Origin of the sequence: Pacificoceanicola algae, assembly GCF_049341065.1 — a bacterium.
Classification (GTDB): Bacteria; Pseudomonadota; Alphaproteobacteria; order Rhodobacterales; family Rhodobacteraceae; genus Pacificoceanicola.
The window spans coordinates 1-12,830 of the sequence record NZ_JBMPIX010000043.1 but is presented as its reverse complement, the minus strand read 5'-3'; the positions used below and the strand labels follow the sequence as shown (position 1 = coordinate 12,830).

Genomic DNA, 12,830 nt, shown 5'->3' with positions numbered 1-12,830 from the left:
TCTCCAGCCGGTCGCCAGCCTTCACGAAACCGACAGGAGCGGCGACGACAAGTTCGCCGCGCCGTGCCTTCTCATAGGGGTCTGATGCCGGAGAGTGCAGAATCCTACGCTAAGGCGGTTTGGTCACTTTTTTGACCACCTGTATTCACCGGTGAGAAGGATGTGGGCCCATCCGAGTGGCGAGATGTGCGCTAGCAGATCTGGTGAACAATCCAGACGGTCGCGTTGGCGCGCCGTGACAGTTTGGCCAAGGTGCTTGGTGTTCCAGTAAATGATGATAGCGGCGAGCAGGTTCAGCCCGGCCATTCGGAAGTGCTGGCCTTGGGCTGTTCGATCACGGATTTCACCTTGGCGACCAATGCGCAGGGCGTTTTTCAGCGCATGATGCGCTTCGCCCTTATTCAGGCCGATTTGGGCACGGCGCTGCATGTCGGCATCGAGCAGCCAATCGATGATGAACAGCGTCCGTTCGATCCGGCCGATTTCGCGCAATGCTACCGCAAGTTCATGCTGTCGGGGGTATGCCGCGAATTTTCGCAAGAGTTGGCTTGGCGGCATCGCACCCGCAACCATGGTGGCCGCTGCGCGTAGGAGGTCGGGCCAGTTCGAGCAGATGACAGGTTCCCTGACCTTGCCGCCTATCAAGCCCGTCAGCTCTTTCGGGCAGGATTTCGGATCGAAGAGGTAAAGGCGCTTGGATGGCAGATCCCGGATGCGGGGGATGAACTGAAAGCCCAGAAGGGCGGTGACGGCGAAGACGTGGTCGGTGAAGCCGCCCGTGTCGGCATACTGCTCCCTGACCTTCCGGCCTGCATCGGCCATCAGCAGATCATCAAGGATGTATGGCGCTTCGTTCACCGTGGCCGGGATGGTCTGGGTAGCGAAAGGGCCGAACTGGTCGGAGACATGGGTATAGGCTTTCAGACCGGGTTCATGGCCGTATTTGGCGTTGATCAGGTTCATCGCCTCGCCCTGGCGCGTGGTCGGGAAGAATTGCCCGTCACTCGAAGCGGTCTGCCCTGCGCCCCAGAACCGGGCCATCGGCAAGGCAGATTGACCTTCGATCACCATGGCCAGGGCGCGTGCCATCGCCTCGCTTTCCACATGCCAGCGCGACAGGCGCGAGAGCTGGAAATAATCATGGGTGTTCGTGGCCCCAGCCATTTTGCTGAGGCCAAGGTTCAGCCCTTCAGCCAGCAGCACGTTCAGCATGCCAACCCTGTCTTTGCATGGAACGCCGGTGCGCAGATGGGTGAAGGCCTCGGTAAAGCCGATCTCGTCATCCACTTCGAGCAGGAGGTCTGTGATCCTGATCTCCGGCAGGCGGTTGTAAAGATCGAGCACCATGGCATCGGCCTCTTCGGGGACAGCCGCCGTCAGACGGTCAATCTTGAGCACGCCACCTTCGATAGAACCTCCCGGAATGGCACCCGCCCTGGCGGCGCGGGACAGTCGTTCCAAGCCATCTGCCAGGCGAGATTTTCGATCCGCGAGCCAGAGCTCCGGTTCAAACGGCATGGCCAGTTTTGGCGTGGCCGTAGCAACTTCTGTCGGAACCAGCGCGTCCTTGAGATCGCCATATCGGCGGGAATGTGTGAGCCAGATATCGCCGGCACGGAATGCGTCGCGCAGGTGGCACAGGACCGCCACCTCCCAAAGCCGGTTCCCATCGTCGTGATTCAAGTGTCGATGCCATTTCGAAGCCCGGCGCAGAAAAGTCAGTGGCCGGGTAGTCGTCGTTTCCGTACCTGCGACGATGTCGGCCGCGGCAAGCAACGGTTCGGCCACCGGCGCCGCCTGAATATCGAGCGCCCGCAGCATGCGCGGCGCATAGCGTCGGAAGCGATGATATCCGGGGCGCAGTTACGGAACACAACCACAAGCCCGATTTCCTGTTCCCCGATCTGGAGACCTACCAGGCAGCTCCAGTCGAGGGCGACCCACGCCTGACAATGCTGGGGGCCAAATCCACTTGCAAGGACCGCTGGCGGCAGGTTTTGGCCGAGGCCGAGAAGATCAGCCGCAAACATCTTCTGACGCTGGAGCCGGGGATTTCAGAGCCGCAGACCGACCAGATGGAGGCGTCCAGCCTTCAGCTCGTGGTCCCCTCCCCAGTTCACGGCAGTTACACGGATGCGCAGCGCGGCTGGCTCTGGTCGGTTGGGGATTTCATCGGCGAGGTCAGAGCGCGACAGGGATAGTCATAGCACGCCCGTAGCATTCGCGCTGCGCCCCTGCCCTACACTTTCCTCAAATGAGGTTTTGAGTAAATGAGTTGCAGCTCTGTCACTCACTTTCTAGCAAACGGATGCCGGACATCAGTTCTCACCAAACTTGCCGCACCTCAAATACTCAGTTACACCTTTGAGTAAATACACAAATGAGGCAAAGCTATGAGCATAATTTCCGTCCTGAATCCGAAAGGTGGTAGCGGCAAGACCACCATCAGCACCAATCTCGCCAGATCGCTGCACGAGATGGGACACTCGGTTCTGATCGTGGACAGCGACCCACAAGGCAGCGCACGTGACTGGCACGCAGCCAGCGAAGACAATCCCATCGAGCTGGTCGCGCTGGACCGTCCCAACAACGTTAAGACGTTGACCAGTATGGCAGCAAACTACGACTATGTGGTAATCGACGGCGCGGCAAAACTAGAAGACATGATCGCCGCGTGCATCAAAGTCAGCGACTTCGTTCTGATCCCCGTTCAACCATCGCCATACGACATTTGGGCCGCGTCGGACCTGGTGGATTTTATCAAGGCTCGCCAAGAGGTCACGGACGGATCGCCGCGTGCCGGGTTTGTGGTCTCCCGTGTCGTGGAAGGAACCCGGCTGGGCAGTGACGTGCGAACCGCGCTGGACGACTACGCCTTGCCTGTCTGTGAGACGACCATAACACAACGCCAAGTCTACCCTCAGACGGCATCGGAAGGGCTGACCGTATTCGACGCCGACAATGCGAAGGCGAGGGCGGAGACCACGGCGCTGAGCAACGAAATACTGGCAGTGCTTGCAACCGCGACACGGGAGGTCGCGTGATGGCCCTTTCCGCTAAACGTCCAAGCCGTGGCGACGAGGCCCGCAAACGCATCCTGCACGAAGTCACCGAGACGACTGAGAAGAAGAAGCGCCTGAATGCCGAGATCGAGGAGACACTTTATCGCAAAATCAAGATTAAGGCGGTCGAGGAGGGCCGGTCAATCTCCGACATCACCCGTGATCTTTGGTCTGAGTACTTGAGTAAATGAGTGTTTGAGTAATTACTCTACCAGCCGTTGCGACCGCGTTTCTTGAACCAGCTCTTGCAGAAACCGAGGAACGCGGCGTCCGAGTTTTTTGGTGGTTCTTTCTGTCTGGCGGCGTAGGTCCGCCACTCTCCGACCAGAACCTTGATGTCCCATGTCGGAGCCAGATCCCGCGCCCGTTCCAGGGTATCAGGCGAGAGGGGCAGAACATAGCCGCCGGTCAGTCTGTCCTGTTCTGGTTTGGGCGCATAGTTCTCCAGAAATTCAGGTTTGGGCGTTACAGTGAGGATGTCTGCTTCCATTCGGAAGGCATAGTCCGGCATGTGGTTGTGTTCCTCGTCAGCCTTACAGATTGCTTTGACGAGCCGCCGAAATTCCTTATCAGAAGATGTGGAGCCGGTTCGGTCCTTCAGCTTGTCCAGACCGCATTTCCATTCCGGTTGCGTCCCGCATTGCTTGCGTGCCAGCTCATACAGACGGCGTTCCAAAGGCTTACGAAGCTGGAAGTAGCGACGATTGAGCGTGAGAACGTCATCCCCGGCAATGGCGTTGAAGACCCAATCGGAAAGTGTGACTTCTAGATCGAGCATCCGGCCGTCGCGGGTTTCGCGAACAATGCGGTAGCGGTCTATCAGGCTAAAGCCGTCAATCTGTTCCACGCCGCCCGTGGTGATGTTAGTCTCGATCTGCGTCCCTTGGAGACGTTCCAGCGCGGCTTTCAGGCCGCTGTAACCGGTTCCCGCAACTGGACGGTTTGTCGCGACAAGTAGGTCGTACGCCTTGAACCGAAGGGTTCTGTGAACCTGTTTTCCGTCATTCAGAGCCGCCATCACTTGAGAAATGCAATAGATCAGCACGTCACGGTCGTGGACAGTTGCGAGACCGATCATGTTCGGCCTGATTTCCACGTAGCTCTTTCCATCTGTAGCCACATAGCGTCGTTTTTTGGTGTCAGGCTTGGTCGAGAGGGTGAAGATCGGATGCGCCATCGACGCCATGTCGCCTTTGGGCGCAGCGTCGAAGATATCACAAACGAAGAAATCCCCCTGTGCATGTCGCAAGGGAAGAAGAGGCGTCCGATCCGGTTTCGTAATTTCACCCACCATGCCACTACTATTCGTAATTTCACACACCAAGGCAAGGGATTCGTAATATCACCCACCAGACAGGCTTTCGTAATTTCACACACCATCTTTCGTAAGATCACACACCCGTTATCGTAATATCACCCACCGGAAGCTCAAAATATGCCGGATTAAAGCATATTTTTCAATATCTTAGGTTGGCATACGATTCGCGTAACACAGAGTCTAACACATATATAACACCCAGCCTGTCGGGCTGAGCTGACCATCGCCACAGATGACCAATCACCGTCGATAGAAGACGCAGGCATCAACACCCGTGGTTGTCGTGGTCCAGGACGCCCCAAGGACAGCACATGTGGACGCGTTGCTGGCCAAGAAACGAGGAAGCGTCACCGTCAGCATCAGGGCCAAAACCAATGCACCCAGACCAAACCAGGGCAGGCGACTTTTGAGACGATCCGCTTTCTGTTCCCGCTCGAACACTTCTCGATAGGCTTTGGACCTGTCATCTTCCGATCTGGCCAAGGCCCCGATGGTCTTGTCCGTCTGGACGGCAAGGTGTCTGACAATCTCGGTCATCGCGTCTGCGGTTGCCCCAAGGTGGCTGTTGAGGGTCTGACCCAGAAGATCACCGTAATTTTTTGGATTGGTCTGATCCCGTGCGGCGAAGGCCGCGATCCGCGCTTCCGTCGCGACCTTGATCTGCTTGTCCGCCACGGCGGTCAGATCGTCGATCCTGTCGGACATACTGGCGACAGCCGTGGCCATGAGATCGAGCGTTTCGCGCAGATCATCATCGGAGAGGGCAGGGAGGTCGGGTTGGTCTGGCATCGGGAGGCGTCCTTGGGGTTACTGGTCCTGCGGGACGAACAGCCCCTTGAACTCAGGATCGGTGTAGTAGCGCAGCTTTTGCGCGACGGCGGTGGCTTGCCCCTGCACGCGCAGGAGCTGGCTTTCCGGGCGAAGCTGCATGATTTCATCTGGGGTGAGCAGATCACGACCCGTGATGTTGTTGCTGAAGCTGGGGCCGTCACCGGGCTTGTAGCTGTCGGTCTGGAACCCGGCAGTTTCCTGGCCCATCATCTGGCTCAACCATTTGGCCGTCTCGAAATCGTTCACCCCGAAGACCTGTTGCACCCCGGCATTGGCGATGAAGGTTCCCGCGCGTTCGCCGTAGAGGTCCCTGAGCTGGCTCATGTCCTGCAGGATCGGCCAGAGCTGGAGGCCATAGCCCGCCATCAGCCCCATGGCGCGCTCCACGGCCTCCAAGCGACCTAGGGCGGCAAACTCGTCCAGGAGGAACAGCGTAGGCGTCTTGAGGCGCTGTGTGCCCCCTTGTGCGCCTTCAGGGTCGCTCAGGGGCCTCACGGACGCCTCAGCGTCCCGTGCAATGTCCTGAAGGGCCTGAGACACCAGAAGGCGCAGCCAGCGGCTGTAGGCGTCCATCCGGTTCGGGGGCAGCACCAGAAACACCGAAGTGATCCGGTGGCGCAGATCGGAGAAGTGGAAATCCGACCGCGACAGGACTTTGGCAATGCGCGGGCTGTCCAGGAAATGCGTGTGGCGCTGTGCGTTCGACAGGACCGAGGCGGCTTCGCGATCCGCCTTGCCGAGGAAGCGGTTGGCAGCTCGGGCGATCAGTCCGCCCGCCGCATCGCTGTCCTGCAGCAGCTCCAGCAGCGCGCGCAGCTTTTCCGGGGGCAGGGTGAGATATTCCCGGACGGTGGCAAGTGTCCGGCGGTTGCGGTCCTCGTGGCAGACGCAGAACATGATCAGCCCGCCGAGGATGGCCTTGGCCTCCTCGTTCCAGTGCGCCTCCGTCACCTGTCCCGGCGGGTCCATCACAAGTGCCTCTGTCAGGGAGGCCGCATCTTCGCCCAGATCGAGGCTGTCCGGTGTCAGCCGGTCGAGTGGGTTGTAGGCAGCAGACGGCATCCCGGAGACCTCAAACGGATCGAGGACATGGACCGTTCCGAACCGCCGCCGGGCTTCCCCGGCGATCCGGGCATTCTCGCCCTTGGGATCGATAACCAGGACCGAGCGTTCCGCCGCCAGCAGGTTCGGGATTACGGTGCCGACGCCTTTCCCGGCCCGTGTCGGGGCGAGGGTGATCAGATGGGCCGGACCGTCATAGCGCAGCAGCCGTCCGGTGTGCGGATTGCGCCCGATCAGGAGACCGTCTTCCCGCTGGAGCTTCTTCAGCTCCTTGCGGTTGGCGAAGCGGGCGGAGCCGTGGCTGTCGCCGGTCAGCCCGAAGAAGGCATCGGCCCCGGAGGCCATGCGCCAGTACTGGAACCCGAAGACAGCGCCTATGAGCATGAACGGCCCAAAGACCAGCCACTGCCATGCGCTTTCGCCGGGTGGCTGGTCGAAGAAGGCGAAGACGAAGGGCGTGGCGACGAGTGCTCCGATCATCGCGCCGAAAAGGACAGCGCCGATCATCCAGCCCAACAGGATGGGCATGAAAATCAACCGACCGAAGAACCGGAACAGCCCTCCGAAGACAAGCATTACGCCCCGCATCAGGACGGCGTTTCCGGATCAGAGTTGGACGGAGCAGGGGAGGGCGTGTCCCAGTCGGCGAAGGCCTTGCGATCCTGTTCGCGGGGCAGGTTGCGGATCAGTCGGTCGAGCATCGCGGCTGCACCGGAATCCCTCTCGGCCAGGTCCATGAGCGCCCCGCCCAGGATCACCTTGCGCCGCGTGTCTAGTTTGCGCTGTCTGGTGCTTTCCCGGTTCTTCAGCGCTTGGAGCCGGGCCTTGGCCTGGGCGTATCGTTTCTCGGCCCGTTCGAGTTCAGTCTCTGCCAATGCGCGTCTCCATCTTTGAAAAGAGCAGGTGGACAGGTTGGTCTTGTCAGGTCGAGCGATAGCGCTTACCCGTAGGCCTGTAAAGGACAAGGGCGCACTTATGCAAACTCTTCACCTGCGGTTCCGAGCTTTGCGTGCGATCTCTCTGGGGCAAAGCCCCGGCCGATGGCCATCCCCTTCGCTGCGTGCCGCCGCGACATGGAAGGGCGCGCCGCCCCTTCCAAACCATCCCAGCCCAACCTCAGCGGTTGGATCGCGTCCCGCAAGGTCGCGCCAGCGTCTCGCCCGATGCCCCACGGTGGGGGCCGGTCTGCCGCTGGCGTCTCCCTTGCGGGAGGTTCGTGTCGTCGGACCTGACGGTGCTGACACGAACCGGGTTTGCCCCCGGCAAACCGCCAGTGATCTGTCCCCATATCTTGCCCCCCATGAGGCTGGGGATTTGGGGACAGATCACTGGCAAGCCCACGCCTCAGAGAGCCGTTGGCTCGCCTCAAGCGGGCTGTCTTTTCCTCTCGTACCGCGCCGGTTTGGGGCGCGATCCTGCGAAGAAAAGACGGCTGATCCGGTGGCCAATGTCAGGGCATCGGCACGGATCAGCTCCGGCGCGTGGGCGCGTCTGCATCACAGGCGAGGGGAGGGCGCATGGCCAGCTACCACCTCTCCGTGAAGACGATCAAACGCAGCGCCGGGCGCTCCGCCACGGCGGCAGCGGCCTACCGTGTCGGGGAGCGCATCGAGTGCCAGCGCGAAGGCCGTGTCCACGATTACACCCGCAAGCAGGGCATTGAGGAGACCTTCATCCTGACCCCGAAGGACGCCCCGGACTGGGCCACGGACCGGTCCCGCCTCTGGAACGAGGCCGAGGCCAGCGAGACCCGTCGCAACTCCGTCACCGCCCGCGAATGGGAGCTGGCCTTGCCCTCCGAGATCAGCGCCGAGGCCCGGTCGCAGATCACCCGCCAATTCGCCGAGGAGCTGGTCAGCCGCTATGGCGTGGCCGCCGATGTGGCGATCCACGCGCCGCACCGCGAGGGTGATCAGCGCAACCATCACGCTCATGTTTTGACCTCCACCCGCAAGCTGGAAGCCGAGGGCTTCACAGCCAAGACGCGCGTGCTCGATTCCGCCAAGACCGGCGGCGTCGAGATCGAGCAGATGCGCGGCCTCTGGGCCGAGTTGCAGAACCGTGCGCTGGAGCGTGTCGGCGAAGTCGAGCGTGTCGATCACCGGTCGCTCGAAGCGCAGCGCGAAGCGGCGCTGGATCGTGGCGACAAGCTGTCCGCCGAGGAGCTGGACCGCGACCCCGAGCTGAAGCTGGGGCCAGCGGCCAATTCCATGGAGCGGCGGGCGAAGGCGATGGCCGAGCGTCAGGGCTGGAAATACGTCCCGGTCACGGAGCGCGGCGCGGTTGTCCATGCCGCTCGCCAGGCCCGCGCCGCCTTCCGCGAAATGCGTGAGCGGCTGGATATCGCGCGGGAGACCTACGGCATCGAGCGCGAGGCGGGGCAGGGCCGCGTTTCTGCCGGTCTGGCGGCGCTCAGGGCCGCAGCCGCGAAAGATCGCGACGGGCGCACGTCGGACGATATCCGCGAGCGGTTGTCGCAGGTCGTGGGCCGGTCACGGGACCAGGACGACACGCCAAAGCCGGAAGGTCGCAATTACGCGCGCGAGCGGCTGAAGGAGATCATGGAGAAGGACGCCGGGCGCGACGGCCAGGCGGCGGTTCACAAGCTGGACGGGTTCAGCGAAAATGACCTCGGCGCGGATGCCGCGAGACCGTCACGGACCACGGCCCAGCGTCAAAGGCAGGACCGTTCCGAGGACATCGAGCGCGAGGAGCGCAAGCCGTCTGTCAACGAGCGGCTGAAGGACGTTTTGAACAAGCCGCGCGAGCGGCTGGAACCGGACAACGACCGCGAGCAGGAGCGCGATGACAACGAGAATGAAAGCACGCGGGACAGGGATCGTGGCGAAGGTCACAGCCTGTGACGTGATCTGACAGGACAAACAGAGGAGACCGAAAGATGGATCAAGTATTCAACGTGGGCAAAACGTTGCTGCTGGATGGGCAGCCCATGTCCTTGGTGACGCCCGCAGGCGTCGAGGCTTGGATCGATCAAGGGATCAAGTACAGCTATCGCTACGACCAAGTGCGCGATCCGCTCGATGGCAAGATGAAATACCGCTGCATCTATGAGAAACAAGGTGCGGATGTGCCGTTCGTGCTGGTCAACAGTCCGAGCAGCAGCGACGGGCGTGTGATCCTGTTCGATCAGAAGCCGGACGCGCAGCCTCTGACTCTGTGATCTCGGGCCACTGATACATACCGAGGCGGTGACGCCGCGACCGCCCCTCTTGGACTGGATCAAGGCCTAGTTACAGCGCGGCAGACTCAAGAGGTTATTCGGTTCGGCTCCATCGGCCTCGGTTTTCAGGTATTTCTTTCCATTCCGCGTAGCTGTAGCGACCTGCAATCATCCTGTGCTCGGCTTGCAAACATCGTGATTTCCGGCCCGGATTGCTTGCGTCTATCCGGGGTGCGGAACCCGCATTATTTGCGAATGAGCCCGGATTGTTTGCACCCAGCCTGCAATCATCGGGCCGAACCCGGATTACGTGCGAACAGGCCGTCCGGCAAACGCCCGTTTGCTTGACGGCAGCCGTAGCCGAATTCTCCCGATTGAATTTACGGCTCAACTTTGTCTGTTTACCGCGTCTGGAAATCACCGTATGAGATTCGGCGAGCAAATTGGTTTGTCAGACGGTTTTTCATGCTCATTGGTTACGCACGTATTTCGACCGAGGATCAGAGCCTTGCCTTGCAGCATGACGCGCTGAGATCGGCGGGCTGCGAGCGGATTTTCGAGGACAAAGCGAGCGGAGCCAAGACGGCAAGGCCGGGCCTGACCAGCGCCCTGGAACAACTGCGCAAGGGTGATACGCTGGTTGTTTGGCGGCTGGATCGGTTGGGACGGTCCCTGAAGGATTTGATCGCCCGGGCCGAAGAACTGAAGGAGATGGGCGTCGGGCTGAAGAGCCTTCAGGAATCCATCGACACCACGTCAAGCGGCGGCCAATTGATCTTCCACATGTTCGGCGCTCTTGCCGAGTTTGAGCGCAACCTGATCCGGGAGCGCACCCAGGCTGGATTGACTGCAGCGCGGGCGCGCGGCCGCAAGGGCGGCCGCAAGAAAGCGCTGGACCGCAAGAAACGGGCCCATGCGGTGGACCTCTACCGCTCCCGCAAACACACGGTGCCGGAGATTTGCAGCCTGATGGGGATCTCACGGGCCACGCTCTATGCCTATGTCGCTGAGTTTGCCGATGGCAAATAGGGGCATCCGCATTCCGGCAGAGACGATGCTGGCGCTGAGAACCCGGCTGACCGGGTTGCCGCCCCGGTCAGCGGCGCGGCGGGAAGAGGTTGGACGGATCGCGGGCCTTTTTGGCGTCAGCCCGTCCACGGTCTACCGCGCCCTGAAATCCCTGCATCAGCCGAAGGGCTTGCGGCGGTCGGATCGCGGGAAACCGCGTGGCATCCAGGAACGTGATCTGGCGCGCTATTGCGAGATTATCGCCGCCTTGAAGATGCGCACGAGCAACAGGAAAGGGCGGCATCTTTCGACCACCCGGGCCATCGAACTCCTGGAAGAGCATGGTGTCCAGACGCCGGAGGGCCATGTGCAGCCCCCGAAAGGCCTGTTGAAACGATCGACCGTGAACCGGTGGCTGAAAGATTGGGGATACGACCAGCCCCGCATGACCCGCGCGGCGCCGGCAACCCGCTTTGAAGCCCGCCATTCCAACGCATGCTGGCAGTTTGACATCAGTCCCTCGGATCTGAAGCATATCGCACAGCCGGCTTGGCTGGACCCCAAGCGGGGGCAGCCAACAATGATGCTTTACAGCGTCGTGGATGACCGCTCCGGCACATCCTATCAGGAGTACCGCTGCGTCTACGGCGAGGATGCGGAAAGCGCGCTGCGGTTCCTGTTCAATGCCATGTCGCCTAAGGAAGATACGGAGTTCCAGGGTATTCCCGGGATGATCTATCTCGACAATGGCCCTGTCGCCAAGAGCCTGGTGTTTCAGACGGTGATGGAGCGGCTTGGGGTGGAATGGAAGACGCATAAACGGTATTCATGGCCATTCTCTTCGAGGCACATGAACAAGCAAGATGCGGACGAAGCCGACATTCGATTTCTGCACTTCGCTGGCGCAGCACCGTTTCCGCCAAGCCATAGCAAGTGTCGCCACAGCGGCCGTTCAAACGGGGTTCGCCAGCCGAGATCCAAACCGCACTTTCGCCGCATGGCTGATCTACGCGAAAGGCGCGGACTTTCCGGACATATGAGAGCGAAGCGAATGCACGTGCAGAACGTCGAAACGGATGCTCGCATGTGCAGAAACAAAATATTTAACGATGCGGCGAATCTCCCTAACCTGTCATTCAACTGCGGTGGAATCGATTTTTCTAAACCGCTCTCCCTTTCCAGCGCTGATCAGATTCCAGCAATAGATCGTCGGATCACACTGACCTGCCCCTCTCGAAATCCCTCACCATGATGTAGAGTCTGCCCAACCTTGAAGGAGCAGACGAATGCGAAAGAGCCGTTTCACCGAGGCGCAGATTATCGGGATGATCAAGGAGCAGGAGGCAGGCATGCCGACGGCAGAGGTGTGCCGTCGGCATGGCCTCAGCCCGGCGACGTTCTACAAGTTCAAGTCCAAGTATGGCGGCATGGAGGTGTCCGAGGCGGCCAGGTTGAAGGCGCTGGAGGACGAAAATGCCAAGCTCAAGCGCCTGCTGGCCGACACCATGCTGGACAACGTCGTGCTGAAAGACTTGCTGGGAAAGAACTGACGACATTGACCAAGCGGCGAGAGGCAGCGCTCAGGGCGATGCGGGGTCACGACATCTCGCAGAGCCGGGCCTGCCGGCTTGTCGGTGTCGATCCAAAGACAGTCCGGCGCCAACGCCCGCCGGATTGTCCGGAGATCCGCAAGGAAATGCAGGAGATTGCTGGCAAGCGGCGTCGGTTCGGCTACCGCCGGATCGGCATCCTGCTGGAACGCAAGGGGATGACCATGAACCACAAGAAGCTCTACCGCATCTACCGCGAGGAAGGGCTCTCCGTGAAGCGACGCCGGGGGCGCAAGCGGGCCCGGGGCACACGTACGCCAATGCCAGCAGCCGCGCACCCAAATGCGCGGTGGTCGCTGGACTTCCTGTCCGACAGCTTCGGCGCGTCGCGCAAGTTCCGCATCCTGGCGGTGATCGACGATTGCTGCCGCGAAAACCTGTGCTTGGTGGCCGAGACCAGTATCTCGGGAGCCCGTGTCGCCCGCGAACTGGATGCATTGGTGCGAATCTACGGAAAGCCCGCTTGCATTGTCAGTGATAATGGGACCGAGTTTACCAGCCGGGCCATCCTGAAATGGGCCGATAAGAACGGGGTCCCCTGGCATTACATCGACCCTGGAAAACCGCAGCAGAATGCCTTAATCGAGTCATTCAACGGCAGTCTACGCGACGAGCTGTTGAACGAGGAGATCTTCGACACCTTGGACGATGCCCGGCGAAAGTTGGCCCTTTGGCGATATGACTACAACTTTGCTTCATTACGCCCATCTTTCTATGTTGTTGAAGGGAAAAGGTTTTGTTGATCTGCATGTGATACT

General features: G+C 60.6%; 11 protein-coding genes and 3 pseudogenes. 8 read left to right on the top strand and 6 right to left on the bottom strand.

From position 1 onward, the window contains the following. Positions 1-123: 123 nt before the first annotated feature. Positions 124-1,854: pseudogene (locus tag ACOYQJ_RS25535) on the bottom strand (Tn3 family transposase); the annotation flags it as partial. Between ACOYQJ_RS25535 and ACOYQJ_RS25530 the strand changes: the two are divergent. The 3 genes from ACOYQJ_RS25530 (at position 1,749) to ACOYQJ_RS25520 (ending at position 3,253) form a co-directional block, all read left to right on the top strand. Next, entirely contained in the window at positions 1,749-2,201 is a 453-nt protein-coding gene (locus ACOYQJ_RS25530; protein WP_422908709.1) for a type II restriction endonuclease, read from the top strand. The pseudogene ACOYQJ_RS25535 and the gene ACOYQJ_RS25530 overlap by 106 nt on opposite strands. 192 nt (positions 2,202-2,393) lie before the next feature. Beyond that, entirely contained in the window at positions 2,394-3,044 is a 651-nt protein-coding gene (parA, locus tag ACOYQJ_RS25525) for a ParA family partition ATPase (RefSeq protein ID WP_299567929.1), read from the top strand. Then, a complete protein-coding gene (locus ACOYQJ_RS25520) occupies positions 3,044-3,253 on the top strand; it encodes a plasmid partition protein ParG (protein WP_290898151.1) in 210 nt (69 codons plus the stop codon). Before parA ends, ACOYQJ_RS25520 begins: the two co-directional genes overlap by 1 nt. Positions 3,254-3,270: 17 nt before the next feature. Here ACOYQJ_RS25520 and ACOYQJ_RS25515 read toward each other — a convergent pair whose 3' ends face one another. The 4 genes from ACOYQJ_RS25515 to ACOYQJ_RS25500 all read right to left on the bottom strand — a co-directional run bounded on the left by ACOYQJ_RS25515 (position 3,271) and on the right by ACOYQJ_RS25500 (position 7,148). After that, positions 3,271-4,356 carry a replication initiator protein A gene (locus ACOYQJ_RS25515; protein WP_422908708.1) on the bottom strand — a complete coding sequence of 362 codons (1,086 nt, stop codon included), beginning with the start codon at positions 4,354-4,356 and terminating at the stop codon, positions 3,271-3,273. 264 nt (positions 4,357-4,620) lie between these two features. After that, positions 4,621-5,169: a hypothetical protein gene (locus ACOYQJ_RS25510; RefSeq protein WP_422908707.1), complete on the bottom strand. Its 549-nt coding sequence runs from the start codon at positions 5,167-5,169 to the stop codon at positions 4,621-4,623. 18 nt (positions 5,170-5,187) lie between these two features. After that, on the bottom strand, positions 5,188-6,849 hold the full coding sequence (locus ACOYQJ_RS25505; protein WP_422908706.1) for a type IV secretory system conjugative DNA transfer family protein: 1,662 nt from the start codon (positions 6,847-6,849) through the stop codon (positions 5,188-5,190). An 11-nt stretch (positions 6,850-6,860) separates the two neighbouring features. After that, positions 6,861-7,148 (bottom strand): mobilization protein, encoded by a 288-nt coding sequence (locus ACOYQJ_RS25500; RefSeq protein ID WP_422908705.1) that lies wholly within the window; start codon positions 7,146-7,148, stop codon positions 6,861-6,863. A gap of 642 nt (positions 7,149-7,790) precedes the next feature. On the opposite strand from ACOYQJ_RS25500, the gene mobQ reads away from it, so the two are divergent. Then, positions 7,791-9,137: a MobQ family relaxase gene (gene mobQ, locus ACOYQJ_RS25495; protein WP_422908704.1), complete on the top strand. Its 1,347-nt coding sequence runs from the start codon at positions 7,791-7,793 to the stop codon at positions 9,135-9,137. A 35-nt stretch (positions 9,138-9,172) separates the two neighbouring features. After that, complete coding sequence (locus tag ACOYQJ_RS25490) at positions 9,173-9,454, top strand: hypothetical protein (protein ID WP_422908703.1); 282 nt, start codon at positions 9,173-9,175, stop codon at positions 9,452-9,454. 66 nt (positions 9,455-9,520) lie between these two features. On the opposite strand, the gene ACOYQJ_RS25485 is transcribed toward ACOYQJ_RS25490, so the two are convergent. Continuing rightward, a complete protein-coding gene (locus tag ACOYQJ_RS25485; RefSeq protein ID WP_422908702.1) occupies positions 9,521-9,622 on the bottom strand; it encodes a DUF3892 domain-containing protein in 102 nt (33 codons plus the stop codon). 297 nt (positions 9,623-9,919) lie between these two features. On the opposite strand from ACOYQJ_RS25485, the gene ACOYQJ_RS25480 reads away from it, so the two are divergent. From ACOYQJ_RS25480 to ACOYQJ_RS25470, 3 genes and pseudogenes are all read left to right on the top strand, one after another. After that, a complete protein-coding gene (locus tag ACOYQJ_RS25480; RefSeq protein WP_422908701.1) occupies positions 9,920-10,483 on the top strand; it encodes a recombinase family protein in 564 nt (187 codons plus the stop codon). 10 nt (positions 10,484-10,493) lie between these two features. Then, positions 10,494-11,279 (top strand): annotated as a pseudogene (locus ACOYQJ_RS25475) (transposase family protein); the annotation flags it as partial. Positions 11,280-11,748: 469 nt separating this feature from the next. Further along, positions 11,749-12,779, top strand: a pseudogene (locus ACOYQJ_RS25470) (IS3 family transposase); the annotation flags it as partial. Positions 12,780-12,830 lie beyond the last annotated feature (51 nt).

What these genes read in the sequence shown, in the direction of transcription:
- mobQ (WP_422908704.1), top strand. Translation starts at nt 7,791, where the DNA reads ATGGCCAGCTACCACCTCTCCGTGAAGACGATCAAACGCAGCGCCGGG.
- ACOYQJ_RS25515 (WP_422908708.1), bottom strand. Translation starts at nt 4,356, where the DNA reads ATGGTGGGTGAAATTACGAAACCGGATCGGACGCCTCTTCTTCCCTTG.
- ACOYQJ_RS25490 (WP_422908703.1), top strand. Translation starts at nt 9,173, where the DNA reads ATGGATCAAGTATTCAACGTGGGCAAAACGTTGCTGCTGGATGGGCAG.
- ACOYQJ_RS25510 (WP_422908707.1), bottom strand. Translation starts at nt 5,169, where the DNA reads ATGCCAGACCAACCCGACCTCCCTGCCCTCTCCGATGATGATCTGCGC.
- ACOYQJ_RS25505 (WP_422908706.1), bottom strand. Translation starts at nt 6,849, where the DNA reads ATGCTTGTCTTCGGAGGGCTGTTCCGGTTCTTCGGTCGGTTGATTTTC.
- ACOYQJ_RS25480 (WP_422908701.1), top strand. Translation starts at nt 9,920, where the DNA reads ATGCTCATTGGTTACGCACGTATTTCGACCGAGGATCAGAGCCTTGCC.
- ACOYQJ_RS25520 (WP_290898151.1), top strand. Translation starts at nt 3,044, where the DNA reads ATGGCCCTTTCCGCTAAACGTCCAAGCCGTGGCGACGAGGCCCGCAAA.
- parA (WP_299567929.1), top strand. Translation starts at nt 2,394, where the DNA reads ATGAGCATAATTTCCGTCCTGAATCCGAAAGGTGGTAGCGGCAAGACC.